Source organism: Aeromonas sp. FDAARGOS 1407, assembly GCF_019048725.1.
Classification (GTDB): Bacteria; Pseudomonadota; Gammaproteobacteria; order Enterobacterales; family Aeromonadaceae; genus Aeromonas; species Aeromonas enteropelogenes.
In genome coordinates this window covers 1,355,548-1,382,360 of record NZ_CP077399.1, presented here as the reverse complement: position 1 = coordinate 1,382,360, position 26,813 = coordinate 1,355,548, and the positions used below count along the sequence as shown (strand labels likewise).

General features: G+C 61.9%; 15 protein-coding genes. 5 read left to right on the top strand and 10 right to left on the bottom strand.

All coding sequences use genetic code 11. The annotated features are described in order from the left end of the window. Positions 1–18: 18 nt before the first annotated feature. Together I6L37_RS06705 and I6L37_RS06700 are read left to right on the top strand one after the other, a co-directional pair. Positions 19–687, top strand: coding sequence for a response regulator transcription factor (locus tag I6L37_RS06705; RefSeq protein WP_026458199.1), 669 nt, complete (start codon positions 19–21; stop codon positions 685–687). Further along, positions 684–1,895, top strand: coding sequence for a HAMP domain-containing sensor histidine kinase (locus tag I6L37_RS06700; protein WP_216993580.1), 1,212 nt, complete (start codon positions 684–686; stop codon positions 1,893–1,895). Before I6L37_RS06705 ends, I6L37_RS06700 begins: the two co-directional genes overlap by 4 nt. Positions 1,896–1,961: 66 nt before the next feature. On the opposite strand, the gene rimK is transcribed toward I6L37_RS06700, so the two are convergent. Both rimK and metH read right to left on the bottom strand, forming a co-directional pair. Beyond that, positions 1,962–2,858 carry a 30S ribosomal protein S6--L-glutamate ligase gene (gene rimK, locus I6L37_RS06695; protein ID WP_042025107.1) on the bottom strand — a complete coding sequence of 299 codons (897 nt, stop codon included), beginning with the start codon at positions 2,856–2,858 and terminating at the stop codon, positions 1,962–1,964. 239 nt (positions 2,859–3,097) lie between these two features. Then, positions 3,098–6,805, bottom strand: coding sequence for a methionine synthase (gene metH, locus I6L37_RS06690; protein ID WP_216993579.1), 3,708 nt, complete (start codon positions 6,803–6,805; stop codon positions 3,098–3,100). 202 nt (positions 6,806–7,007) lie between these two features. On the opposite strand from metH, the gene I6L37_RS06685 reads away from it, so the two are divergent. Then, a complete protein-coding gene (locus I6L37_RS06685) occupies positions 7,008–8,285 on the top strand; it encodes a sodium:proton antiporter (protein WP_026456942.1) in 1,278 nt (425 codons plus the stop codon). A 103-nt stretch (positions 8,286–8,388) separates the two neighbouring features. Here I6L37_RS06685 and I6L37_RS06680 read toward each other — a convergent pair whose 3' ends face one another. From I6L37_RS06680 to I6L37_RS06665, 4 genes are all read right to left on the bottom strand, one after another. Further along, positions 8,389–9,966, bottom strand: a complete 1,578-nt coding sequence (locus I6L37_RS06680) for an EAL domain-containing protein (RefSeq protein WP_216993578.1) — start codon at positions 9,964–9,966, stop codon at positions 8,389–8,391. Between the two features lie 127 nt (positions 9,967–10,093). Continuing rightward, a complete protein-coding gene (locus I6L37_RS06675) occupies positions 10,094–11,686 on the bottom strand; it encodes an EAL domain-containing protein (RefSeq protein ID WP_216993577.1) in 1,593 nt (530 codons plus the stop codon). A 270-nt stretch (positions 11,687–11,956) separates the two neighbouring features. Then, positions 11,957–14,554, bottom strand: coding sequence for a bifunctional aconitate hydratase 2/2-methylisocitrate dehydratase (acnB, locus tag I6L37_RS06670; RefSeq protein ID WP_216993576.1), 2,598 nt, complete (start codon positions 14,552–14,554; stop codon positions 11,957–11,959). Between the two features lie 229 nt (positions 14,555–14,783). Then, positions 14,784–17,039, bottom strand: coding sequence for a patatin-like phospholipase family protein (locus tag I6L37_RS06665; protein ID WP_216994128.1), 2,256 nt, complete (start codon positions 17,037–17,039; stop codon positions 14,784–14,786). Positions 17,040–17,287: 248 nt separating this feature from the next. Here I6L37_RS06665 and I6L37_RS06660 point away from each other — a divergent pair, with 248 nt between their 5' ends. Next, on the top strand, positions 17,288–19,198 hold the full coding sequence (locus tag I6L37_RS06660; RefSeq protein WP_216993575.1) for a methyl-accepting chemotaxis protein: 1,911 nt from the start codon (positions 17,288–17,290) through the stop codon (positions 19,196–19,198). Positions 19,199–19,333: 135 nt separating this feature from the next. Further along, the gene (locus tag I6L37_RS06655) at positions 19,334–19,516 is read left to right on the top strand and encodes a hypothetical protein (RefSeq protein WP_026456693.1); all 183 of its coding nucleotides are present in this window, start codon (positions 19,334–19,336) and stop codon (positions 19,514–19,516) included. 128 nt (positions 19,517–19,644) lie between these two features. Here the strand turns inward: I6L37_RS06655 and lpdA are convergent, their stop codons facing one another. The 4 genes from lpdA to pdhR all read right to left on the bottom strand — a co-directional run bounded on the left by lpdA (position 19,645) and on the right by pdhR (position 26,736). Continuing rightward, complete coding sequence (gene lpdA, locus I6L37_RS06650; protein WP_042025101.1) at positions 19,645–21,072, bottom strand: dihydrolipoyl dehydrogenase; 1,428 nt, start codon at positions 21,070–21,072, stop codon at positions 19,645–19,647. Positions 21,073–21,235: 163 nt separating this feature from the next. Further along, the gene (gene aceF / locus I6L37_RS06645) at positions 21,236–23,110 is read right to left on the bottom strand and encodes a pyruvate dehydrogenase complex dihydrolipoyllysine-residue acetyltransferase (RefSeq protein ID WP_216993574.1); all 1,875 of its coding nucleotides are present in this window, start codon (positions 23,108–23,110) and stop codon (positions 21,236–21,238) included. 116 nt (positions 23,111–23,226) lie between these two features. Continuing rightward, positions 23,227–25,887, bottom strand: a complete 2,661-nt coding sequence (gene aceE / locus I6L37_RS06640; RefSeq protein ID WP_216993573.1) for a pyruvate dehydrogenase (acetyl-transferring), homodimeric type — start codon at positions 25,885–25,887, stop codon at positions 23,227–23,229. Positions 25,888–25,971: 84 nt separating this feature from the next. Beyond that, positions 25,972–26,736 (bottom strand): pyruvate dehydrogenase complex transcriptional repressor PdhR, encoded by a 765-nt coding sequence (gene pdhR / locus I6L37_RS06635; RefSeq protein WP_026456603.1) that lies wholly within the window; start codon positions 26,734–26,736, stop codon positions 25,972–25,974. Between the last annotated feature and the right edge of the window lie 77 nt (positions 26,737–26,813).

The window sequence follows — 26,813 nt, the reverse complement described above, 5'->3', positions numbered from 1 at the left end:
TGACCAGGAGAGCAAAGCATGAAGATTTTGGTTGTGGAAGACAATCCTCAGGTAGCGGAAACCATCATGGATTATCTGGAGCTGGCGGGCCACCGGCTGGACTGCGCCTATCACGGCCAGGCCGCCCTGCAGTTGCTGGCGGAGCAGCGCTTCGACGTCATCATCATGGACGTCATGATGCCGCGCCTGGACGGCCTGAGCGCGGTGGCTCGCCTGCGCGAGCAGGGCATTGCCACCCCGGTGCTGTTTCTCACCGCCCGCGACAGCCTGGAGGACAAGCTGGCCGGCTTCAAGGCGGGGGGCGATGACTATCTGGTCAAGCCGTTCGCCATGGAGGAGCTGGAGGTGCGCCTGCAAGCCCTCAGCCTGCGGGGGCCGCGCGGAGACGTGGGTGCCATCAGCGTGGGCGAGCTGACCGTCGATGCCGCCAGCGGCCGCGCCACCCGGGCCGGGGTCGAACTCAAGCTGGGCAAGATCCCGTTCCGGATCCTCACCCTGCTGGCTCGCCGCGCCCCTGCCATCGTCAGCCGCCAGGAGGTGCTGGACACCGTCTGGGGGGATGAGGAGCCGGACTCCGACGCCCTGCGCAGCCACATCTATGCCCTGCGCAATGCCCTCGACAAGCCCTTTCCCACCCCCATGCTGGAGACCCTGCACGGCCAGGGCTACCGGCTGGTGACCCCATGAGCCTGCCGAGCCTGCGCCGTCGCCTGGTGGTGGCCCTTGGTGGCGCCGGCCTGGTGCTGCTGATGCTGATCTCGGGCCTGATGCTGGTGGCCGAGGACAAGATGGAGGAGCTTAGCTTGCGCCACTGGCTGGAGGCTGAGGTAACCCGCTACGGCGATGACTGGCTGCGCCTCGGCATGGCGGCGCCGGCGCCGAGCCCGCGCCAGTTTTCCAGCTACTGGACCGAGGCCGGCCGCCTGCCGGTCTGGCTCAGGCCCTACCAGACCCCCGGCTTTTTCGAGCATCAGCTGGGCGAGGAGGACAAGCACTTTCTGGTGGCGCGCCACCCCTCTGGCAAGGGGCTGCTCTACCTGGTGTTCAACGACGACGCAGACGACTATCTGGATCCTTACGAAGACAAACTGCATCTCGCTACCCGGCTGATCGGGCTGGCGCTTCTGCTCGCCTTCATCGGGTTTGGCATCTGGCTGGTGCGCCATATCACGGGCCCGTTGCAGCGGTTGCAGCAGCGGGTTGCCCACCTCACTCCGGATCAGGCGGACTTCGTGCCCGATGCCCCCTGGCAGGAGCTGCGGGACATAGAACAGGCGCTGCTGACCGGCAAGCAAGAGGTCAGCGCCGTATTTGCCCGCGAGCAGGAGTTCAGCCGCTTCGCCAGCCACGAGCTGCGCACCCCCAATATGGTGATCCAGGGTTCCGCCGCCCTGCTCGGCAAGGTAACCGATCTGCCAGCCCCGGCGGCCCGCGCCACCGTCCGCATTCGTGCCGCCGCCGACGAGATGGCCCTGCTCACCGAAACCTTCCTGCTGCTGGGGCGCAAAGAAGAGGTGGAGCGGCCGCCACAGCAGGTGGCACCCTTGATCCGCCGGGAGCTGGCTCGCCTTGCCCCCTTGCTACAGCGGGAGTCCCTCGATATCCGGCTTGAACTGGACGAGGCAAGCGAAGTAAACGCTCCCCTCTCCCTGCTCGCTATTGCACTTGGCAACCTCTTGAAAAACGCCCTCAGCTACGCCGAAGGCCATATCGAGATCGAGCTGCGCGGGCAGGTGCTCACCATCAGCAACCCGACGGCGGCGGCGCCGGATCAGATCCTCGGCTACGGCTGCGGCCTCACCATCATCCAGCGCATCTGCGAGAAGCTGGGCTGGCAGATAGAGACCCGGCTGGCAGAGGGTATCTTCAGCGCCCGGCTGGCGATGAGCCCATGAAACAAGAAGGCGCCCGAGGGCGCCTTCTCTTTATGCTGCTTGATGCAGCTTGTCACCCACAGCCCCTTACTCGGCAGGCTTGTGCTTGCGGCTACCCTTGAGCTCGAGAAACTCGATGATCTTGCCTGCCACATCCTTGCCGGAGGCGGCCTCCACCCCTTGCAAACCGGGGGAAGAGTTCACCTCCAGCACCAGCGGCCCGCGGGCAGAGCGCAGTATGTCTACGCCAGCCACATCCAGCCCCATGATCTTGGCGGCCTGCACCGCGGTAGCCCGCTCCTCCGGGGTGATCTTGATCGCCTCTGCGGTGCCGCCCCGGTGCAGGTTGGAGCGAAACTCCCCGGGCTGGGCCTGACGGCGCATGGCCGCCACCACCTTGCCGTTGACCACCAGGCAGCGGATGTCGGCGCCGTTGGCCTCGCGGATATACTCCTGCACCAGTATGTTGTTGTTGGTCTGGATAAAGGCCTCGATCACGCTCTCGGCGGCCTTCTGGGTCTCGCACAGCACCACGCCGATCCCCTGGGTGCCCTCCAGCAGCTTCACCACCAGGGGGGCACCGCCCACCATGGTGATAAGGTCGGGCACGTCATGGGTGCTGTGGGCATAGCCGGTCACCGGCAGGCCGACCCCGTGGCGCGACAGCAACTGCATGGCCCGCAGCTTGTCGCGGGAGCGGCTGATGGCCACCGAGCTGTTGAGGGCCAGGGTGTTCATCATCTCGAACTGGCGCAGCACGGCGGTGCCATAGGCGGTGATGCTGGCCCCGATCCGCGGGATCACGGCGTCATAACTCTCCAGCTCCCCCCCCTCGTAGTGAATGGAGGGGTTGTGAGAGGCGATGTTCATGTAACAACGCAAGGTGTCGAGCACCTCGACCTGATGACCACGAGCCTGTGCTACCTCGACCAGACGGCGGGTGGAGTAGTTTTTCGGCTCACGGGATAAAATGGCGATCTTCATGACAATTCCGCTAGAAGGCAGTGCCTGGGCAGGATGGGGCGGGAGAGTATAAGGTGCCACAGCGCCAAGACAACGCCAATTGTTTCTCCTGACAACAAGACAAACCGCACGCAGAGCTCACCGCTCAGCTCCTCGCCGCGACCATGGAAAACGACGGCTTCGGGCTGGCTGGTCCACCAGCCCGAGCATGCCGCCGTTTTTGCCTGACGATCAGCCGGATTTCATCCGGCCTTTCACTCTTAGCCGATATTGGGGGCCAGCCAGCGCTGGGCCTCCTCCAGGGTCATCCCCTTGCGCACGGCGTAGTCCTCCACCTGATCGGGCTGGATCTGGGCCACCGCGAAGTATTTGCTGTCGGGGTGGGAGAAGTACCAGCCCGACACCGCCGCCCCCGGCCACATGGCGTAGGACTCGGTGAGCTGCATGCCGATGGCCTGCTCCACGTCCAGCAGCTCCCAGATGCTCCCCTTCTCGGTGTGCTCCGGGCAGGCCGGGTAGCCGGGCGCCGGGCGGATGCCGCGGTAGTTCTCGCGAATGAGCTCCTCGTTGGAGAGGGCCTCGTCCGGGGCATAGCCCCAATGCCGCTTTCGCACCTGCTCGTGCAGGTACTCGGCAAAGGCCTCCGCGAGACGGTCGCACACCGCCTGGATGAGGATGGCGTTGTAGTCGTCGTGCTCCGCCTTGTAGGCCTTGGCGATGGCCTCTTCGCCGATGCCGCCGGTCACCGCAAAGGCACCGATCCAGTCGGGCTTGCCGCTCTCCTTCGGCGCCACATAGTCCGCCAGACAGTAGTTGGGGAAACCCTGCTTCTCGCTCTGCTGGCGCAGGTGGTGCAGCACTTTTTTCACTTCAGTGCGCGACTCGTCGGTGTAGACCTCGATGCTGTCCCCCACGGCATTGGCCGGGAACAGGCCGACGATGCCGGCACAGCGCACGCTCTGTTCCTTCTCCAGCTGATCCAGCATGGCGTTGGCGTCGGCAAAGAGGCGCGTTGCCTCCTCCCCCACTACCTCGTCTTCAAGGATGCGGGGGAACTTGCCCGCCAGCTCCCAGCTCAGGAAGAACGGCGTCCAGTCGATGTAGGGGCGCAGCACCGAGATGGGCACATTCTCGAACTTCTGTACGCCGGGCTCCCGGGGCGCCGGGGGCTCATAGCCCACCCAGTCCAGCTGATGGCGGTTGGCGCGGGCCTCCGCCAGCGTGATGGGGCGCGAGCGCGGCTGCTTGCGGGCGTGCTGCTCGCGGGCAATCTCGTACTCCTTGTCGATGCGGGCCACGAAGGCTGGTTTGAGCTCCGGGCTCAGCAGGCTCTGGGCCACCCCGACCGCGCGGGAGGCGTTGGAGACATAGACCACGGGCTCGGAGTAGTTCTGCTCTATCTTCACCGCGGTGTGGGCCTTGGAGGTGGTGGCGCCACCGATGAGCAGCGGCAGCTTGAAGCCCTGGCGCTCCATCTCCTTCGCCACGTGCACCATCTCGTCCAGGGACGGGGTGATGAGGCCCGACAATCCGATAATGTCGGCGTTCACTTCCCGGGCCGTCTTGAGGATGGTCTCGCAGGAGACCATGACCCCGAGGTCAACTATCTCGAAGTTGTTGCACTGCAGCACCACGCCGACGATGTTCTTGCCGATGTCGTGCACGTCCCCCTTCACGGTGGCCAGCACGATTTTGCCGTTGCTGGAACCGCCCGATTTTTCAGCCTCGATATAGGGCTGCAGGTAGGCCACCGCCCGCTTCATCACCCGGGCCGACTTCACCACCTGGGGCAGGAACATCTTGCCGGCGCCGAACAGATCGCCGACTACGTTCATGCCGTCCATCAGCGGCCCCTCGATGACGTGCAGCGGCCGCTCGGCCCCGGCGCGCGCCTCCTCGGTATCCTCCTCGATGAAATCGGTGATGCCCTTGACCAGAGCGTGTTCCAGCCGCTTGCCCACCGGCCAGCTGCGCCACTCCTGCTCCCGCGGATCCTCGGCCTGGGCGCCGGCGCCGCGGTACTTCTCGGCGATGGCCAGCAGCTCTTCGGTCGCGTTGTCGTTGAGGTTCAGCACCACCGCCTCGACCTTCTCTTTGAGCTCGGCCGGGATGTCTTCATAGATGGCGAGCTGGCCCGCGTTGACGATCCCCATGTCCATGCCGTTCTTGATGGCGTGGTAGAGGAAGACGGCGTGGATGGCTTCGCGCACCGGCTCGTTGCCCCTAAACGAGAAGGAGACGTTGGAGACGCCGCCGGAGATCATGGCGTGGGGCAGGTTATCCTTGATGTCCTTCACCGCGTCGATGAAGTCCACCGCGTAGTTGTTGTGCTCGTCGATGCCGGTCGCCACCGCGAAGATGTTGGGGTCGAAGATGATGTCTTCCGGCGGGAAGCCCACCTGATCCACCAGGATGCGGTAGGCGCGCTGGCAGATTTCGAACTTGCGGGCGCGGGTATCGGCCTGCCCCACCTCGTCAAACGCCATCACGATGACGGCGGCGCCGTAGCGGCGCAGCAGTTTCGCCTGCTCGATGAACTTGTCCACCCCCTCCTTCATGGAGATGGAGTTGACCACCGGCTTGCCCTGCACGCACTTGAGGCCGGCTTCCAGCACCTCCCACTTGGAGGAGTCGATCATCACGGGCACCCGGGCGATGTCCGGCTCGCCGGCGATCAGGTTCAAGAAGCGCACCATGGCCGCCTCGGCGTCCAGCATCCCCTCGTCCATGTTGATGTCGATGATCTGGGCGCCGTTCTCCACCTGCTGCTTGGCGACATCCAGGGCCTCGTCGTAGAGCCCCTCCTTGATGAGCCGCTTGAACTTGGCCGAGCCGGTGACGTTGGTGCGCTCCCCCACGTTCACGAACATGGACTCCGCCGTGATGATGAGGGGCTCCAGGCCCGACAACCGGCAGGCCACCGGCAGATCCGGCAGGGCGCGGGGCTTGATGCCCGCCACCGCATCGCTCATGGCGCGAATATGGGCCGGGGTGGTGCCACAGCAGCCGCCCACCAGGTTGAGAAAGCCGCTTTGAGCCCACTCGCGGATATGGCCCGCCATCTCGGCGGCGTCGAGGTCGTACTCGCCGAAGGCGTTCGGCAGACCGGCGTTGGGGTGGGCGCTCACGAAGGTTTCGCTGATGCGGGAGAGCTCCTCCACGTACTGGCGCAGCTCATCTGGCCCAAGCGCGCAGTTGAGACCGAAGGAGACGGGTTTGACGTGGCGCAGCGAGTGGTAGAAGGCTTCGGTAGTCTGGCCGGAGAGAGTACGGCCGGAGGCGTCCGTGATGGTGCCGGAGATCATCACCGGCAGGCTGTAGCCCAGCGCCTCGAACACCAGGTCCACCGCGAAGGCGGCCGCCTTGGCGTTGAGGGTATCGAAGATGGTCTCGATCAGGATGATGTCGGCGCCGCCCTCAATGAGGGCATGGGTCGATTCGGTATAGGCGGCCACCAGCTGGTCATAGGTGACATTGCGCTTGCCGGGGTCGTTCACGTCCGGCGAGATGGAGGCGGTGCGGTTGGTGGGCCCCAGGACGCCTGCCACGAAGCGCGGCTTGTGGGGCTCTTTGGCGGTCCACTCGTCCGCCACGGTGCGGGCCAGGCGGGCCGCCTCCCGGTTGATCTCGGCAGAGAGATCCTCCATCTCGTAGTCGGCCATAGCGATACGGGTGGCGTTGAAGGTATTGGTCTCGAGGATATCGGCGCCGGCGGCGCAATACTGGTCGTGTATCTCGCGGATCACGGCGGGACGGGTCAGCACCAGCAGGTCGTTGTTGCCCTTGATGTCGGTGTGCCAGTCGGCGAAACGCTCGCCTCTATAGTCCGCCTCGCCGAGCTTGTAGCCCTGGATCATGGTGCCCATGGCCCCGTCGATGATCAGGATCCGCTCCTTGAGGCAGGTTTCCAGTTTCTTTGTTATGTCCGACTTCTGGTTCGGATCCCTACTTTGCCCACTCTTCGCCACGGCGCTTTCCTCTTACATCCATGCAACTGCGTAAGCAGCATCCTAACAGTAAACCTGAAAAATGGAAATCTAGCCGTCTATCAGTCCAAAATGGCCTGCATATACTCACTTGTGGGTAATGAGTAACATATGACCCGGGAGTACCCTATGGGCGTCCCGACAGGGATACGTGCTTGCTGTTTACAAACGAGAAAAAATAACTATGAGCGTCTACTACACACTCTGCTTCCTGGCAGCGTTGGCGATCTTTATCGCCTTTGCCAACCAGTATGTCGTGAAGATCCAGACCACCATCGCCATCACCGCCGGCTCCATGCTGATCTCCGCGCTGATGGTGCTGTTCGGTAAACTGGGTTGGTTCAACCTGGAACCCCTTGCCGTCGAGACCATGAAGAGCATCGACTTCCAGAATTTCCTGCTCAAGGGGATCCTGGGCTTCCTGCTGTTCGCCGGAGGTCTTGGCATCAACCTCAAGGCGCTGCGCAGCCAGAAGTGGGAGATCACCATTCTGGCCATAGTCGCGACCCTGCTCTCCACCTTCCTCATCGGCTACGGCTTCTGGTTCATCGCCAAGCTGCTGGGCTGGGATGTGCCACTGGTCTACTGCATGCTGTTCGGTGCCCTGATCTCCCCCACCGACCCCATCGCCGTGCTGGCCATCGTCAAGAAGATGAAGGCGCCGCCCCAGATCTCCATCCAGATCGAGGGTGAGTCCCTGTTCAATGACGGTGTCGGCCTCGTCATCTTCGCCACCGTGTTTGCCGTGGCATTTGGCGGCGTCGAGCCCACCTTCGGCAGCGTGGCGGGTCTGTTCCTGCATGAAGCCCTGGGTGGCATCCTGTTCGGTGCCGTGCTGGGGGTCATCGCCCACGTGATGATCAGCGCCACCGATGACGGCTCTTTGGAGCTGCTGCTGACCCTCTGCATCCCGACCGCCGGCTTCGCCTTTGCCAACATGATCGGTGTCTCCGGCGCTCTGGCCATGGTGGTCACCGGCATCATGATCGGCAACTGGACCCGCCACTCCGGCTTCTCCGAGCAGAGCCGCCATCACCTGGATCACTTCTGGGAGTTGATGGACCAGTTCCTCAACGCCCTGCTGTTCCTGCTGATCGGTCTGGCGCTGGTGCTGCTGGATCTCGCCTGGCGTGACTGGATCCTGCTGGTCATCGCGGTGCCGCTCTGCCTGGCTGCCCGCTTCATCAGCGTCTCCCTGCCCTATGTGGCCTTCCGCCGTTTCCGTACCTATAACACCTTCTCGGTGCGGATCCTCACCTGGGGCGGCCTGCGCGGCGGTCTGGCCATGGCGATGGCCCTGGCACTGCCGTCCGGCGTCATGATGCTGCCGGAGCATGGCGTCGACCTGCGCCAGGTCATCCTGGTGATGACCTACTCTGTGGTGATGTTCTCCATCGTGGTGCAGGGCATGACCATCACCCCGATGATCACCGCTGCCAAGCGGGCAAGCGGCGACTACTGATCGCCGCCTGCCGCCGGGTTTTGCGACCCACTGGCACGCTGATAAAAAAATCCGGCCCCTCTACGGGGCCGGATTTTTATTTGCGCGCGGATTGCCGATGCCCTCAACAAGCGACGGCGGGTACCGACCGGGGATTGGCGGCGTTCTGGTTCAGCTCCGCCCTGAACTGCCCAAGGGGGATCGGCCGGCCAAACAGGTATCCCTGCTGATAGGTCACCCCTTTGGTCTTGAGATATTGCGCCTGCGCCGGATGTTCGACCCCCTCGGCCACCAGGGAGAGACCGAGGCGGGAACCCAGGTCGATCACGTTGTCGACTATGTGCTCGGAGAGAGACTCGGTCCCGATCCGGCTGATAAAGGACTTGTCGATCTTGAGGTAGTCCACCTGGAACTGCTGCAGATAACGCAGGCTGGAGTGGCCGGTGCCGAAGTCATCGATGGCCAGCCTGACCCCCAGCTCGTTGAGCCGTCTGAACAGCGACAGGGTCTGGGGATCGGCCACCAGCAGCTCCCGCTCAGTCAGCTCCAGCACCAACACCACCTGGCCCGGCGCGAAATGAGCGAGGAAGCGGCGACACTCGGCGAGCAACCCGGCCTCGCGGCAATGGGCCGCACTGATGTTGAAGCTGATGTGAAATCCGTGGGGCACCTGCTGGCGCTCCATACCCAGCTCCCGGGCCACCTCTTCCATGATCAGGGTCGTCATCGGCACTATGAGGCCACTCGCCTCCGCCTGGGGGATGAAGAGATCGGGACGGATCAACCCGGCCGTCGGATGTTGCCAGCGCATCAGTACCTCGGCCCCCATCACCCGCTCGCCATCCGACGCCACCAGAGGTTGCAGGTAGGGCACGAACTCCTTGTTGCGCAGGGCGCGTTCCAGCTCGCTAACGGGTGAGCGGGGCCGTCCCAGCAACCACCAGATCAGCAGAGCAAAAGTCAGGGAGATGCCCGCCAGCAGCAGGGCTCCCCACCGCTTCTCCTGCCACAGGGAGAGCCAGAGCGAGGAGATTTCGTGTCCCGCATAGATGGAGAGCGGATAGCGGGCGGAAGGGGTCTCGTGACTGGCCAGGGTGGGCAAGGCCACCTCCTTGTCGCTCAGCACCCCCTCGTCATCCAGCCACTGGCTCCCCACGTGGAGCAGCAGTTTGCAGGGGCGGCCGCTGATCACCAGCATGAAGCGCAGATAGTCGCCATCTATGGTGCTGACCGCCGCCCCCTGCTCCTTGTTGTCCCGCAGGATCAGCAAGGGGTGATCGGCACGCACCTGGCTACCCGACACCAGGCGCAGGCGCCCGTCGATGTAATTTTCCTGCCGATCGGGCCAGCGGATGGGACCAAACAGGGAGTTGCAGTAGGCCTCCTCCTCCCCCGCCAGATTGACGGTGCGCACGAAGGGCACCAGCGCTACCTGTTGGCGCAGGGCAAACAGGGCCCGTTCGCACGACTTGCCGAGGAAGGGCAGGATCGCCTGATTGGCCTCTTCCGCATGGGACAACATGGTTTCCATCAGGGAGACCGCCTGTTTGGCGGACTCCTCGGACTGGCGTTCCAGGGTCTGTATATGGCTGTTGTACAACATCCAGAGACCCAGGGAGAAAGGCAGTCCGAACAGCAGCAGGGTACAACCAAGGCGTAGCCAGGGACGGGAGAAATCCAGGTTGGGCAACGTCATCGACATAAGGGCACCATACAGCGAACATGGCGACCCAACATAACAGGCGATGCTGAACTCAGGCCTAACGCGAACAAAGTTTGACCAGAATGGAGCCGAAACAGCCAGCCCACTCTCCGCTTGCCAGAGCCCTTTAACTGGCGTTCACGCTGCGCTTTTCCCGTGCAGGAACAGGCGAGCTGGCGGGGATATCCCCTGACTGCAGCTCTTCGCAAAATTGCGGCAACGGCATGGGGTGGGAGTAGAGGAATCCCTGCAGAAACTGGACTCCCTTGCTCCTGAGATAGGCGGCCTGCTGCTCTGTCTCGACCCCTTCCGCCACCAGGGCGAGACCAAGACGGCTCGCCAGATCGATCACGTTGTCGACTATGTGCTGGGAGAGGGATTCTGTGCCTATCCTGCGGATAAATGACTGATCTATCTTGAGATAATCCACATGAAACTGCTGCAGGTAACGCAGGCTGGAGTGGCCTGTGCCAAAGTCGTCGATCGCCAGCCTGACCCCCATCTGATCCAGCTGCTGGAACAGGGAGAGCGTCTGGTTATCCGCCACCAGCAGCTCCCGCTCGGTCAGCTCCAGCACCATCACCACCTTGCCGGGGGCAAAGTGATCGAGAAAAGTACGGCATTCGCTGAGCAGGGAAAAGTCGTGGCAGTGGGCCGCACTGATGTTGAAACTGATATGAAAACCATCCGGCAGCTGCGCCTGTATCCGCCCCAACTGGTTCGCCACGCTTCTCATCATCTGGCTGGTCATGGGCACGATAAGGCCGGATTCCTCCGCCTGGGGAATGAAGAGATCGGGGCGGATCACCCCCTCGGTGGCATGGTGCCAGCGCATCAGCACCTCTCCTCCCATCATGCTGCCGCCATCACTGGCCACCTGCAGTTGCAGATAGGGGACGAATTCCCTGGCACGCAGGGCCCGTTTCAGCTCGTCATTGGGGGAACCCGGGCGGCCCAGCACCCACCACACCAGCCAGGCAAGCAACAAGGCGCTGGCGGCCAGTGACAACAACGCCAGCTGACGCGCCTCCCAGAGTGACTGCCAGTAGTGGGGAATGCTGTAGCCTGCGTAGATGGCAAAGGGGTAGCGGTCGGAGGAGAGCCTGAGGCTGGTACTGCGCTCCAGCCTGGGGGCATGGTCCAGATAGCGGCCAGACTCGTCGATGCTGGCCGAGCCCACCTGCAGAAACAGGACGTCGGGCTTGTCTCCCAGGGAGAGCATGAAACTGAGCAATGAGCTGTCGACGGCGCTGAGAGCGGCATCCCTGCCCTGTTCGGTGCGCACCACCAACAGGGGGTGGTTCTGCCTTACCTTGTTGCCGCGCATCAGCAGCAACTTGCGATCGAGATAACGGGAGCCATCATCGACTTCGCTGACAGCCCCGAACAACGAGGTACAGCTGATCACTCCATCATTGACCAGGTTGACCGAGCGCAGGAAGGGCTCCACAGCTACTTTCTTGCGCAAGATCAGCAAATTACGTTCACAGGGGGCCGCTACAAACGGCAGCACTTCCCGGTTGACCTGTTCCGCACGATCCAGCACCTCTTCCATCAAGGTAATGGCCTTGTGCGCCGAAGCTCGCGAATCGGCTTTAAGATCATACAGATAGTTGCCGCGAACGATCCAGCCACCGACCAGCAGAGGGAGAGAGAACGCCAGCAGTGTGCTGCCGATGCGCAACCTGGTACGGGAAAGATCCAACCGGAAAAGAAACATAAAAAACCACGCCACAAGCTGTCAGGCCTGCCCAGGCAGACGCTGCACTAGACCAAGAGTCGGGTTACACAGGTAACGATGACTCATCGCTACCGCTCATAACCGAATAACATAACGCAAAGCGTTTATAAAACGAACCGATGAAACTGTGACCAGATCACACTTGGGCCAGCCGCTCCCGCAGCAAGAGGCCCCCCATAGAAACGAATAATGCCGCGTCGGGACGCGGCATTATGGTTTATTTCCGATACGGACTCCGGCGAAGAGCGGTTATACCGCCTGCTGCAGGATCACCGCATCGGCCTTCTTGGTGTAGGAGGCGATCTCGTTGAAGTTCAGGTAGCGATAGGTGTCGGCCGCAGTAGCGTCCAGCGCCTTGGCATACTGCAGGTACTCTTCCACGGTCGGGATCTTGCCGAGGATGGCGGCAACCGCAGCCAGTTCGGCAGAAGCCAGATAGACGTTGGCACCCTTGCCAAGACGGTTCGGGAAGTTGCGGGTGGAGGTGGAGACCACGGAGGCCCCTTCCGCTACCCGCGCCTGGTTGCCCATGCACAGGGAGCAGCCCGGGATCTCGATGCGGGCACCGACCCGACCGAAGATGCCGTAGTAACCCTCTTCGGTCAGCTGATCCTTGTCCATCTTGGTCGGCGGGGCGATCCACATGCGGGTCGGCAGCTCGCCCTGGTACTTCTCGAGCAGTTTGCCGGCGGCGCGGAAGTGGCCGATGTTGGTCATGCAGGAGCCGATGAACACCTCGTCAATCTTGTCGCCAGCCACGCTGCTCAGCAGGCGGGCGTCGTCCGGATCGTTCGGCGCGCACAGGATCGGCTCCTTGATGGTGGCCAGATCGATCTCGATGATTTCGGCGTACTCAGCGTCCTTGTCCGCTTCCATCAGGGTCGGGTTGGCCAGCCACTCTTCCATCCCCTTGATACGGCGGGTAATGGTGCGTACATCGCCGTAGCCTTCGGAGAGCATCCACTTCAGCATCACGATGTTGGACTTCAGATACTCGATGATCGGTTCTTTATCCAGCTTGATGGTGCAACCGGCGGCGGAGCGCTCGGCGCTGGCGTCCGCCAGCTCGAACGCCTGCTCCACCTTGAGGGTCGGCAGACCTTCGATCTCGAGGATGCGGCCGGAGAAGATGTTCTTCTTGCCCGCTTTCTCGACCGTCAGCAGCCCCTTCTGGATGGCGGCATAAGGAATGGCGTGGACCAGGTCACGCAAGGTGATGCCCGGCTGCAGCTCGCCCTTGAAGCGCACCAGCACGGATTCCGGCATGTCCAGCGGCATCACGCCGGTGGCGGCGGCGAAGGCTACCAGACCGGAGCCCGCCGGGAAGGAGATCCCGATGGGGAAACGGGTGTGGGAGTCACCACCGGTACCCACGGTATCCGGCAGCAGCATACGGTTCAGCCAGGAGTGGATGACGCCGTCACCCGGACGCAGAGAGACACCGCCGCGGTTCATAATGAAGTCCGGCAGGGTGTGGTGGGTCTGCACGTCGATGGGCTTGGGATAAGCAGCGGTATGGCAGAAGGACTGCATGGTCAGGTCGGCGGAGAAGCCGAGGCAGGCCAGATCCTTCAACTCGTCGCGGGTCATCGGGCCCGTGGTGTCCTGGGAGCCGACGGTAGTCATCTTGGGTTCGCAGTAGGTACCCGGACGAATGCCCTGCACGCCGCACGCCTTGCCCACCATCTTCTGGGCCAGGGTGAAGCCCTTGCCGGTGTCGGCGACAGGCTGCGGACGACGGAACACGGTGGAGAACGGCAGACCCAGCGCTTCGCGGGCCTTGTCGGTCAGGCCGCGACCGATGATGAGCGGAATTCGGCCACCGGCGCGCACTTCGTCGATCAGCACGTCGGTTTTCAGTTCAAACTGGGCCAGCACTTCTTCGGTGCCGTGCTTGCAGATCTTGCCCTGGTACGGGTAGATGTCGATGACATCGCCCATCGCAAGCGCAGAGACGTCTACCTCGATGGGCAGGGCGCCGGCATCTTCCATGGTGTTGAAGAAGATGGGGGCAATCTTGCCGCCAAGGCAAACACCGCCGGCACGCTTGTTCGGCACGAACGGGATATCGTCGCCCATGAACCAGAGCACAGAGTTGGTGGCGGATTTGCGGGAAGAGCCGGTACCGACCACGTCACCCACATAGGCGAGCGGGAAACCTTTCTCTTTCAGCGCATCAATGGTCTTGACGGGGCCGACCACACCGTCTTTGTCCGGGGTAATGCCGGGACGGGCGTTTTTCAGCATGGCCAGGGCATGCAACGGAATGTCCGGGCGGGACCAGGCGTCCGGCGCCGGCGACAGGTCGTCGGTGTTGGTCTCGCCGGTCACCTTGAAGACGGTGACGGTGATCTTGCCGGCCAGCTCGGGACGGGAGAGGAACCACTCGGCATCGGCCCAGGATTGCATCACCTGCTTGGCGTGGGCGTTGCCCGCCTTGGCCTTCTCTTCCACGTCGTGGAAGGAGTCGAACATCAGCAGGGTGTGGGAGAGGCCCTTGGCAGCAAGAGGGGCCAGCGTCGCGTCATCCAGCAGGTCGATCAGCGGCTGGATGTTGTAACCCCCCTGCATGGTACCGAGCAGCTCGACGGCTTGCGCGGCAGTCAGGATGGGGGAATGGGCCTCGCCCTTGGCGACGGCGGTGAGGAAACCAGCCTTCACGTAAGCCGCTTCATCAACGCCAGGGGGAATTCGGGAGGACAACAGCTCTTTCAGAAAGTCTTCTTCGCCGGCGGGCGGATTCTTGAGCAACTCGACCAGGGCGGCGACTTGCTCAGCATCCAGAGGTTTGGCAACTATGCCCTCGGCGGCACGTTCTGCGACGTGTTTACGGTAAGTTTCAAGCACGACTAATTCCTCTTTGGTCTTTTTTTGGGGTTCGCCCACGCTCGCGGCGATCGTCCTTGCGGGACACCCTGTAGGGTGCTCCCCACTATATAAGTTTTAACGACTAATTAAAATCCAAACGCTGTTTACTTATTCACCGCAAACTCATAACCAATTAATCGCTATCTATTTTTTTGGAAATTTAAAAATCCGCCACAACCAGACTTAACAAATCAGCATCATTTTCGCATTATTCGAACGTACTGCCCAATTGCAGATAGAAGACATCATTGCCCCCCTCCGCCATGCCATAGCCGAGGAAGACGGGGCCGAGGAAGCTCTCCACCCCCACATAGACGGAGCCCGCGGTGAAGGAGCTTCCCATGCCGATGTCCTTGCCCTTGTTCCAGACCCCGCCCTGCTCCAGGGAGCCCCCCAGGTAGAGCGGCATCCTGAATGCCCCGAAGTCGTTGTCGGCCACCCGATAGATGTAGCGCAGCCCGCCAAACAGGCTGTAGCGGCCGCTCAGCTGGTAACGCTGGAAGCCGGAGAGACGGAACAGGCCGCCCAGATCCTGGATGTGCAGGGGGACCGCCTCCTCGCTGCCGGAGCCCCCCCCTTCCAGTATCAGGTTGAGGCTGTGGCGATCCCAGGACCAGGGTTTGATCATGGAAAGGTGGTAGTTCCACCCCTCGCTGCGATCATTCAGATCCTCCGGCCCCTCGAAGTTGACGTGAGAGTGGCCCAGCTTGATGTCCCACTTGACCCCTTCATAGGGGAAATAGAGGCTGTCGAGGTTATCGTGCTCGAAACGCACATAAGGGCCCCAAGCCGTCGCATCCACGCTGTAATTCCTGAAGTTTTGCAGATCCACCTTGCCGGTCTGTCCCTCCAGGCCCATGGAGAGGCGGCTCCAGGGTTGGCGGTTCCAGCCGATAGCCAGATCCGCGCTGAAGAAGGAGTAGTCGGTATCGAGGTAGTTCAGGTCGATTTCGTCCGGCACCGGATTGAACAGACGACGGTCGGTCTGGTCATAGGCCAGGCTGGCCTCACCATAGAAGGTCTGGGAGGGCTCCAGCGGCGTATAAAAATCGGTCTTGATGTGCTTGGCCGTGCCCAGCGACGCCTCGGTCAGCCACTCGGCCCCCCAGTCGTTGACGTTGGTCAGGGTGTAGGACATGCCGACGTTGTAGTTGGAGGTATTCTCGAAGTCGTCGGTGAAGCCGAACTGGAAGTTAAGGTAACCCGGGCCCCAGTTCTTCTCGCTGGCATCCACCACCAGCACGTTCTCCCCGTCCCGCTCCTCCACCTCGTAGGTGATGCGATCGAACGACTCCAGGGCATAGAGGCGGCGGATCCCCGCTTCCAGACTCTCGTTGGTCTGGATCTTGTCGGGCCGCACCTTCAGCATGGCGCGTACCGTATCGTCGGAGAGTCGCGACTTGTTGAGGATCTCCACCTTGTCGATGAAGTAGGCGGGCTGGCCGCTGCGCTCGGCGCGCCGGCTCAGCTTGAGATTGCGGTAGTCGTTGTACTCGGCCTTGCTCAGGGAGAGGCGTTCAAGCTGCGCCGATGCCTTGCCGGCCGTCGCCTCTCCTATCTTGATCCCCTCCGGCATGCGGCTGAAATCGGCGATCCCCATGTCGCCGAACTCGGGCACGAGCAGTATGTCGTCGGGCCCCAACAGCGCCTTCTGTTTCTCGGTGCCCACCTGGGTCATGTAGGTGGTGAGCTGATCGATCATGGCGAGCCCCGACTTGAGGGATTCCTTGGTGCGCAGCTTGGCGCCGATATCCACCGCGATCACCACGTCGGCCCCCATCGCCTTGGCCACATCCACCGGCATGTTGTTGACGCTTCCCCCGTCCGCCAGGATATGCCCCTCCCACTCCACCGGCTTGAGCGCGCCGGGAATGGACATGGAGGCCTGCATCGCCTTGGCAAGGCTGCCATGATCCAGCACGAAGGGGGTCACCGTCTCCATGTCGGTCGCCATGGCGCGATAAGGGATGGGCAGATCGTCAAAGCTCTTCTGCACCGGCAGGTTGGAGGTGGCGTGGCGCAGCAGGCTGGCCATGGACTGCCCCTGGAAGAAACCGTCCGGCAGCTGGGTGGTATCGCCGTTGACCCCGATATCGGTGCGCAGCTGGTACTGCTCGCTCTGCTGCTTCTTGCGCAGGGAGAGCTCGTTGCGGCCGACCTTGTCCTGATAGCCTTTGTTCCAGTCGATGGCGAGGGTGGTGCGCTCCACCTCCTCGGCACTGAGCCCCATGGCGTACATCCCCGCCACATAGGAGCCCATGCTGGTGCCCACTATGATGTCGACCGGGATCCGCTTCTCCTCCAGCACCTTGAGGATGCCGATATGGGCTGAGCCCTTAGCCCCGCCCCCACTCAGTACCAAAGCGACCTTGGGGCGGCTCCCTTCGCTTGCCTGCACCAGCAGGGGACAGAGAGCCAGGATCAGCAGAAACAAACGGGTCCATCCCGCACGGAAGCAGCGCATCATATTTTCCATATCATTCAAGGGGGATTACTCACCAGGATTGGCCCCTACTATAAGGGCCGCTCCGATGATCGCAAACTGCATCCGCGTGGCAGGTGGTCACCAGCACGCATCCTTGGTGCCATACGGGATTCGCCTCCTGTGAGCGCAAACGTAATCTGCGAATAAAGGTGTCCCTTGACTCAAGGGCATGGCCCCCTGGCCGCTAATATCAACTCATCCCGTGTTCCTCCACCCGAGTCACTCTTATGCTTGCAAGCCTGACACTCAAACAGAAAATCCTGGCCACCATCACTCTGGCCGTCGTGCTCTCCTGCCTGCTGGTGGGTTACTTCAGCCAGCGTTCGGCCCAGCAGCTGATCGAGAAGCGGATGTTCGAGCAGGAGCTACCCAACCTGACCCAGCGGATCAGCAAGGAGATCGAACAGGATCTCAAGGGGATCGCCCAGGCGGCACGGCAGCTGGCCACCGATCGCTTCATCCTCGACTGGGTGGACAGGGGGATGCCCAAAGAGCAGGAACCCATCCTGATCAACCAGCTCAAGGACGTGGCCAGCCAGTATGGTCTGGTGACCGCCTCCTTCGCCGATCGCCAGAGCGCGGCCTACTACAACCAGGACGGCTTCCTGCGCAACCTGACACCAACCCAGGATGCCTGGTTCTACGACTACACCAAGAGCCAGAAGGAGATGACTCTCAGCATCTTTCGCGAAAGCAACGGCGAGATGAAGCTGTTCGTCAACTTCCAGCAACTCGATGGCCGCGGCCTGGCCGGATTTGCCAAATCCCTTGATGCCATGGTCGCCATGGTCTCCAGCTTCCGGCTTGAGCAAAGCGGCATCGTCTTCATGGTCGATGGCAGCGGCAAGGTGAAGCTGCACCCCAACGCCAGTCATATCGATCGCGATACCCTGGGCGCGCTGGTCAGCGGTGACAGTGCCAGCCTGCTCGCCAAGCGTCCCTTCGCCGTCATCAACGCCGAGGTGGACGGCCAACCCATGGTGCTGGCCAGCAGCTATATCCCCATGCTGGACTGGTATCTGGTCACCCAGGTGCCCCAGGCCGAGATCTATGCCGGGCTGGCCCAGACCCGCAACGAGATCCTGATGATCTCTCTCGTCATCGCGCTGGCCATGGGCGCCATGGGCATGCTGCTGGCGGGCTCGGTGAGCCGACCGCTCAACGACCTGGCCGGGTTGTTCAAGGAGCTTGGCAGCGGCGATGGCGATCTGACCCGCCGCCTCAAGGTGGAAGGGCGTGACGAGCTGGCCCAGGTGGCCAGCGGTTTCAACAACTTCGTGGCCAAGATCCACGCCTCCATCGAGCAGGTGGCCGACAACTCCCGCCAACTGGCCGCTACCGCCAACGAGGTAGCCGGCAAGGCGCAACTGACCCAGCACAACTGCACCGCCCAGCGCGACCGCACCGTGCAGGTGGCCACCGCCATCCACGAGATGGGGGCAACGGTGAGCGAGATCGCCGGCAATGCGTCGCAGGCGGCAGACGTGGCGAAACAGGCCAACGATCAGGCGGATGCGGGGGCCCAGGTGGTCGCCCAGGCCCGCCACGGCATCGTCGATCTCTCCGGCGAGATCGAGCAGGTGGCTGGCGTCATTGAATCCCTGGCCAGCCAGACCAACTCCATCGGCAGCATCCTCGACACCATCCGCAGCATCTCGGAGCAGACCAACCTGCTGGCCCTCAACGCCGCCATCGAGGCGGCCCGGGCCGGGGAACAGGGCCGTGGCTTCGCCGTGGTGGCCGACGAGGTGCGCAACCTCGCCAGCCGCTCCGCCGCCTCCACCGCGGAGATCCAGGAGATGATCAACCGGCTGCAGGAGCAGAGTGCCCGTGCGGTCAGCGCCATGGCCCGGGGCCGCAACCAGAGTCTGGAAGTGGTGAACCAGGCAGATGAGGCCAACGGGGCGCTCGGCCAGATCACCGCCCACATCACCCAGATCAGCGACATGAACATTCAGGTGGCCACCGCCACCGAGGAGCAGTCGAGCGTGGTCGGCGAGATCAACCGCAACGTGGAGGACATCAACCAGCTCACCATGGAGACCGCCGACATCGCTCATCAGCTGACCGAATCGAGTCGCAGCCTGCAGCAGCTCTCCGGCCAGCTCGATAAACTGGTCAGCAGCTTCCGCCTGTGATGAGCATTGCGGGATTATTCGGGGGCGCCCTGGCGCCCTTTTTTCATGGTCGCGCCATACCATGACGCAGCCCCCTCGCCCTCTCTGCTCCAAAGGCCGGAAATGCCTCATAATCAGGGAAAAACAGGAGGCAGTATGAGCAAGCTGGTTGTCGTGATGTTGCTGGGGGGACTGCTCAGTGCCTGCAGCAGTGGACCGGTACGGGTACACAGTGCCGATGTGAGCGTCGATGACGCCCGCATCCGCATCAGTGATGGCAGCAGGGACGGCTACGGCACCTTCTGCCCGCCGGGCCAGGCGAAGAAGGGACGCTGCTAAAGGCAGTGACTCTCGACCAGGCCACATGAGCTGCAACGGGAAGTGCAGCAACAGGCATCAATAAAAAGTGCAGCAACAAAAAAAGCCGCTCGATTGAGCGGCTTTCTTGTGCAACCAATTGAAGAAAATTACTTTTTCTTCTTGGCCTTGGCGTTCGGCAGGTCAGTGATGGAGCCTTCGAACACTTCGGCAGCCAGACCCACGGACTCGTGCAGAGTCGGGTGAGCGTGGATGGTCAGGGCGATATCTTCGGCGTCGGCACCCATTTCGATGGCCAGACCGATTTCACCCAGCAGTTCACCACCGTTGGTACCCACGATGGCACCACCGATGACGCGGCCGCTCTCCTTGTCGAAGATCAGCTTGGTCATGCCGTCGGAGCAATCGGAGGCGATGGCGCGACCGGAAGCTGCCCACGGGAAGGTGGCGACTTCGAAGTTCAGACCCTGTTGCTTGGCTTCCTTCTCGGTCAGACCAACCCAGGCCATCTCTGGCTCGGTGTAGGCGATGGACGGGATCACTTTCGGGTCGAAGTAGTGCTTCTTGCCGGCGATGACTTCAGCGGCAACGTGACCTTCGTGAACACCCTTGTGGGCCAGCATGGGCTGACCGACGATGTCACCGATGGCGTGGATGTGAGCCACGTTGGTACGCAGCTGTTTGTCCACCTCGATGAAGCCGCGCTCGTTAACGGCAACGCCCGCCTTCTCGGCGTCCAGCATCTTGCCGTTCGGCACACGGCCTACGGCAACCAGCACGTTGTCGTAGCGAACCGGCTCGGCCGGAGCGTGCTTGCCTTCGTAGGAGACGTACAGGCCGTCTTCGCGGGCTTCAACTGCAGTGACCTTGGTCTCCAGCATGATGTTGAATTTCTTGGCAACGCGCTTGGTGTAGATCTTGACGATGTCTTTGTCGGCAGCCGGAACCAGCTGATCGGCAAATTCCACCACGTCGATCTCGGAGCCCAGGGAGGAGTACACGGTACCCATCTCCAGACCAATGATGCCGCCACCGATAACCAGCAGTTTGCCGGGAACGGTTTTCAGCTCCAGCGCGTCGGTAGAGTCCCATACGCGGGGATCGTCATGAGGGATGAACGGCAGTTTCACCGGACGGGAACCGGCCGCGATGATGGCGTTGTCAAAGGTGATGGTGGTCTTGCCATCGGCGCCTTCCACCTCGAGGGTGTTCGGACCGGTGAACTTGCCAAAGCCATTCACAACCTGAACCTTACGCATCTTGGCCATACCGGCCAGACCGCCGGTCAGCTGGGTGATGACCTTCTCTTTCCACAGACGCACCTTGTCGATGTCGGTCTGCGGGGCACCGAAGACGATGCCGTGCTCGGCCAGCGCCTTCGCTTCTTCAATGACTTTGGCGACGTGCAGCAGGGCCTTGGAGGGAATGCAACCCACGTTCAGGCAGACGCCACCCAGGGTGGAGTAACGCTCGACGATAATGGTATCCAGGCCCAGATCGGCGGCGCGGAAAGCAGCGGAATAACCGGCAGGGCCAGCACCCAGTACTACGACCTGGGTTTTGATTTCTTTACTCATCATGACCTCTTTGTCGTTCTTATATCCCCAGGACTGCGCACTCTTAAACCTTCTTTTTGTTGCAAAACAAGGCGGCTGCAGCCGTGAAAAAAACGGGGCAAGTTTACAATCCTGTTAACGAAATGAGAAGTAAAAAGGGCAGGCTCTGGGCCCGCCCTCTCACTTACAGGACCAGTCGACGAATGTCGGACAGGACACCATTCATGGTGGTGATGAAGCGGGCTCCATCGGCACCATCGATAACGCGGTGGTCGTAGCTCAGAGCCAGCGGCAACATCAGACGCGGCACAAACTCCTTGCCGTTCCACTTCGGCTTCATTTCGGACTTGGAGACGCCCAGGATGGCCACTTCCGGCGCGTTGACGATCGGGGTAAAGCTGGTACCACCGATGCCACCCAGGCTGGAGATGGTGAAGCAACCGCCCTGCATGTCGGCAGCGGTCAGCTTGCCGGCACGGGCCTTCTTGGAGATCTCGGCCAGATCGCGAGACAGCTCCATGATGCCCTTCTTGTTGACGTCGCGCACCACGGGCACAACCAGACCGTTGGGGGTATCCACCGCCACACCGATATGGATGTACTTCTTCATGATCAGCTTGCTGCCATCTTCGGACAGGGAGCTGCAGAAGCGCGGATGGGCTTCCAGAGCCTTGGCGGCGGCTTTCAGGATGAACACCAGCGGGGTGATCTTCACGTCTGCCTTCTGCTTCTCGAGCATCGCGTTCTGCTCTTTGCGGAACGCTTCCAGCTCGGTGGTATCGGCTTCGTCGAACTGGGTGACATGGGGGATCATGACCCAGTTGCGGTGCAGGTTCGGACCAGAGATCTTCTGGATGCGGGTCAGATCGACCTCTTCCACATCACCGAACTTGCTGAAATCGACCTTCGGCCACGGCAGTACGCTCATGCCGTTGCCAGTGCCGGTGCCGGCAGCTGGTGCGGACTCGGCGCGCTTGACCGCATCCTTCACGTAGGCCTGCACGTCTTCTTTGACGATGCGGCCCTTGCGACCGGAGGCCTTCACCTTGGCCAGGTTGACGCCGAATTCACGGGCCAGACGGCGCACCGCCGGAGAGGCGTGGACGTAGGCATCGTTGGCGACGAAGTCGGAGGCGGCAGCAGCCTGGGCAACCGGAGCAGGAGCAGCGGCAGCCGGAACTGCAGCAACAGGTGCAGCGGCAGGAGCCGGAGCAGCCACGGCAGCCGGAGCAGCACCAGCCACTTCGAATACCATGATCAGGGAACCGGTGGAGACCTTGTCACCCGCCTTCACCTTGATCTCCTTGACCACACCGGCGAACGGCGCAGGCACTTCCATGGAGGCCTTGTCACCTTCCACGGCGATCAGGGACTGGTCTGCTTCGACCTTGTCACCCACGGCCACCATGATCTCGGTGACTTCCACTTCGTCACCGCCGATGTCCGGTACGTTGACGTCTTTCGCGCCAGCGGCAACGGAGGCGGCAGCAGGAGCTGGTGCAGCAACGGCAGCCGGCGCGGCGCCAGCCACTTCAAAGACCATCACCAGGGAGCCGGTGGAAACCTTGGCGCCGGCGGCAACCTTGATCTCGACCACGCGGCCAGCGAACGGTGCCGGCACTTCCATGGAGGCCTTGTCACCTTCCACGGCGATGATGGACTGATCGGCCTCGACCACGTCGCCCACGGCAACCATGATCTCGGTGACTTCGACTTCGTCACCGCCGATATCCGGTACGTGCACGTCCTGACGGGCGGCAGCAGCCGGAGCGGCGGCAGGAGCAGCAGCAACCGGTGCAGCCACTTCTGCAGGTGCGGCGGCAGCGCCTTCGGCTTCGAAGATCATGATCTGGGAACCGGTGGCGACCTTGTCGCCCACCTTGATCAGGATCTCTTTAACGATGCCTGCGGCCGGCGCCGGGACTTCCATGGAGGCCTTGTCGCCTTCTACCGCGATGATGGACTGGTCGAGCTCGACCTTGTCACCCACGGCTACCATGATCTCGGTAACTTCAACCTCATCGGCGCCGATATCCGGCACCATAATCTGTTTGGACATTGTGCTTTATCCTCTTGCGTACATCCGCGTTGCTGGCTGACAGCCTCACGCGCATCTCGCGTTAACCTTTGCAAGGCCGTGCCGGGCAGCTTGTCCCGGCACGGCACTTGATCCTCTTACGCGTACAGCGGGTTCACCTTGTCGGCGTCGATGCCGTACTTGGTGATGGCCTCGGCCACAACCTGCTTGTCGATCTCGCCGCGCTGGGCCAGCTCGGTCAGGGCAGCAACCACCACGTAGAACTCGTTCACTTCAAAGTGACGACGCAGGTTGGCACGGCTGTCGGAGCGGCCGTAACCGTCGGTACCCAGCACACGGTAGTTCTCGGTCGGAACGAAGGCACGGACCTGATCGGCGAAGGACTTCATGTAGTCGGTCGCGGCGATGGTGGCCTCGGTGCCCAGCACCTGAGCGATGTACGGCACGCGAGCTTCGCTGGTCGGGTGCAGCATGTTCCAGCGATCCGTGTCCTGACCGTCACGAGCCAGCTCGTTGAAGGAGGTGACGCTGAACACGTCGGAGCCGACACCGTATTCGGTGGCCAGGATCTGGGCGGCCTTGCGCACGTGACCCAGGATGGAGCCACAGCCCAGCAGCTGTACCTTGGCCTTGGTGCCGGCCACGGTTTCCAGCTTGTAGATACCCTTGCGGATGCCTTCCTCGGCGCCTTCCGGCATGGCCGGCATGGCGTAGTTCTCGTTCAGAGTGGTGATGTAGTAGAACACGTTCTCCGGGTTCTCGCCGTACATGCGACGCAGACCGTCCTGTACGATCACCGCTACTTCATAGGCGTAGGACGGGTCGTAGGAGACGCAGTTCGGGATGGTGTTGGCCAGGATGTGGCTGTGACCATCTTCGTGCTGCAGACCTTCGCCGTTCAGGGTAGTACGACCGGAGGTCGCACCCAGCAGGAAGCCACGGGCTTGCTGGTCACCGGCTGCCCACGCCATGTCGCCGATCCGCTGGAAGCCGAACATGGAGTAGTAGATGTAGAACGGGATCATCGGGCAGTCGTTGGTGCTGTAAGAGGTCGCAGCAGCCAGCCAGGAGGACATGGCGCCCAGCTCGTTGATACCGTCTTGCAGAACCTGACCCTGCTTGTCTTCCTTGTAGTAGGAGACGATGTCACGGTCTTGCGGGGTGTACTGCTGACCGTGCGGGCTGTAGATACCGATCTGGCGGAACAGACCTTCCATACCGAAGGTACGGGCTTCGTCAGCCAGGATCGGGACGATGCGCTTGCCGATGGACTTGTCTTTCAGCATCACGTTCAGGGAACGCACGAACGCCATGGTGGTGGAGATTTCGCGCGCCTGTTCGCCCAGCAGCGGGCCGAAGGCATCCAGTGCCGGGATTTCAAGCTTGGTGGTGCTCTCGCGCAGACGGGTCGGTACATAGCCCTTCAGTGCGGCACGGCGGGCGTGCAGGTACTTGTGCTCTTCGGTACCTTCTTCGATCTTCAGGTACGGCAGGTCGGCCAGCTGCTCGTCGGATACCGGTAGGCTGAAGCGATCACGCAGGTGACGCACGGAGTCCAGCTCCATCTTCTTGACCTGGTGAGCGATGTTCTTGCCTTCGGCCGCTTCGCCCATGCCATAGCCCTTGATGGTCTTGGCCAGGATAACGGTCGGCTTGCCCTTGGTTGCTGCGGCTTTGGAAAAGGCAGCAAACAGTTTGCGAGGATCGTGACCACCGCGGTTCAGGGCGAAGATCTCCTCGTCGGTCATGTCTTTGACCAGGGCGGCGGTTTCCGGATAACGGTTGAAGAAGTGCTCGCGAACGTAGGCGCCGTCGCGGGACTTCATGGTCTGGTAGTCACCGTCCACGGTCTCGTTCATCAGCTGGATCAGCTTGCCGGAGGTATCCTTGCGCAGCAGCTCATCCCACTTGCGGCCCCAGATCACCTTGGTGACATCCCAGCCGGCGCCGGCGAACAGGCCTTCCAGCTCGTTGATGACCTTGCCGTTGCCCACAACCGGGCCATCCAGACGCTGCAGGTTGCAGTTGACCACAAACACCAGGTTGTCGAGCTTTTCACGCACGGCAACGGTCAGGGCGCCCTTGGCTTCCGGCTCGTCCATCTCGCCGTCACCCAGGAAGGCGTAAACGGTCTGCTCGGAGCAATCCTTGATGCCACGGTCGGTCAGGTACTTCAGGAAACGGGCCTGATAGATGGCGGCGATGGGGCCCAGACCCATGGAGACGGTCGGGAACTGCCAGAAGTCCGGCATCAGTTTCGGGTGCGGGTAGGAGGGGATACCCTTGCCATCCACTTCCTGACGGAAGTTGTCCAGCTGCTCTTCGGTCAGACGACCTTCAGCGAACGCACGGGCGTAGATGCCCGGGGAGATGTGACCCTGGAAGTAAACCAGGTCGCCACCATCCTTCTCGTTGCGGGCACGGAAGAAGTGGTTGAAGCAGACTTCGTAGATGGTCGCGGAAGAAGCGAAGGAAGACATGTGACCACCCAGGTCCAGGTCTTTCTTGGAGGCGCGCAGCACGATCATCATGGCGTTCCAGCGGATGATGGCGCGAATACGGCGCTCCATCTCCAGGTCGCCCGGGTAGTCAGGCTCTTCGCTGGACGGAATGGTGTTGATGTAATCGCGGTTTGCCTTGGCAGCCACGTCCACACCGCTTGCGCGGGCTTTCTCGGCCAACTGTTCAAGGATGAACTGAGCGCGTTGGGGACCCTCTTCACGCAGCAGGGATTCCAGAGAGGCAAGCCACTCCAGCGTTTCTATCGGGTCCACATCGTTCTTCAGGATATCAGACATGGCTGGTTCCTATTTTGTTGTGATTGCACGGCATTGCACGGCGAAGGGCGCAAGCATTCGACAATAAAAGAAAGCCTTGTGGGATTAGTTTTCCTGCTGACGGATCCGACGCATGGATCGCTGGATCCGGCTGTCTTCCCTCTGCATATCCAACAAGGTGTCCTCGATAAAGGCCAGGTGCTCATGACAAGCAGCTCTGGCCCGCTCCGGAGCCCCCGAAAGAATAGCCTCGATCAGACTCGCACGATGGCGACGGATCTTGGCTACCACTCCCGGGCGGCGATTCAAAATCTCGTTATTTTGCAGAATGTTCTGCTCCAGCATGGGGCTCATGGCCCGCAACAGGTGCAGCAGCACCACGTTGTGGGAGGCCTCGGCCACCGCCAGATAAAACTGGGTCACGGCAGCGGATTCCGCCACCAGCGACCCCAGCTGCCCAGCCTCCTCGATGGAGATCTGCACTTTGCGGATCCGCTCGAAGTCTGACTCAGTACCCCGCAATGCGGCGTAGTAGGCACAGATGCCTTCCAGCGCATGACGGAACTCCAGCAGATCGTAGCGAGCCTCGGGGTGGGTGCTGAGCAGCTCGAACAGGGGATCGGCGATCCCCTTGCTCAGGGCATTCTGCACATAAGTGCCACCGCCCTGACGGCGATAGAGCAGCCCGCGCGCCTCCAGCCGCTGGATGGCTTCGCGCAGGGAGGGGCGCGAAACCTGAAACTGGATGGCCAGCTCGCGCTCGGGGGGCAGTTTCTGTCCCGGCTGCAGGCTGCCTTCCAGAATCATCTGTTCCAGTTCGGCGACGATGGCGTCAGCTAACTTGGGTTGCGTGATCTTGCGATAGGGCATGAGGCTACTTTGTTAAATTGGTATTACCAATTTTATGGATGGGGCGAAAATTAGCAGAGGGGCATTGAAAAGTCCAC

Coding starts and splice junctions, on each gene's coding strand:
- I6L37_RS06665 (WP_216994128.1), bottom strand. CDS start 17,039: ATGCGCTGCTTCCGTGCGGGATGGACCCGTTTGTTTCTGCTGATCCTG.
- I6L37_RS06675 (WP_216993577.1), bottom strand. CDS start 11,686: ATGTTTCTTTTCCGGTTGGATCTTTCCCGTACCAGGTTGCGCATCGGC.
- aceE (WP_216993573.1), bottom strand. CDS start 25,887: ATGTCTGATATCCTGAAGAACGATGTGGACCCGATAGAAACGCTGGAG.
- aceF (WP_216993574.1), bottom strand. CDS start 23,110: ATGTCCAAACAGATTATGGTGCCGGATATCGGCGCCGATGAGGTTGAA.
- lpdA (WP_042025101.1), bottom strand. CDS start 21,072: ATGAGTAAAGAAATCAAAACCCAGGTCGTAGTACTGGGTGCTGGCCCT.
- I6L37_RS06700 (WP_216993580.1), top strand. CDS start 684: ATGAGCCTGCCGAGCCTGCGCCGTCGCCTGGTGGTGGCCCTTGGTGGC.
- I6L37_RS06660 (WP_216993575.1), top strand. CDS start 17,288: ATGCTTGCAAGCCTGACACTCAAACAGAAAATCCTGGCCACCATCACT.
- I6L37_RS06705 (WP_026458199.1), top strand. CDS start 19: ATGAAGATTTTGGTTGTGGAAGACAATCCTCAGGTAGCGGAAACCATC.
- I6L37_RS06680 (WP_216993578.1), bottom strand. CDS start 9,966: ATGTCGATGACGTTGCCCAACCTGGATTTCTCCCGTCCCTGGCTACGC.
- I6L37_RS06685 (WP_026456942.1), top strand. CDS start 7,008: ATGAGCGTCTACTACACACTCTGCTTCCTGGCAGCGTTGGCGATCTTT.
- rimK (WP_042025107.1), bottom strand. CDS start 2,858: ATGAAGATCGCCATTTTATCCCGTGAGCCGAAAAACTACTCCACCCGC.
- pdhR (WP_026456603.1), bottom strand. CDS start 26,736: ATGCCCTATCGCAAGATCACGCAACCCAAGTTAGCTGACGCCATCGTC.
- I6L37_RS06655 (WP_026456693.1), top strand. CDS start 19,334: ATGAGCAAGCTGGTTGTCGTGATGTTGCTGGGGGGACTGCTCAGTGCC.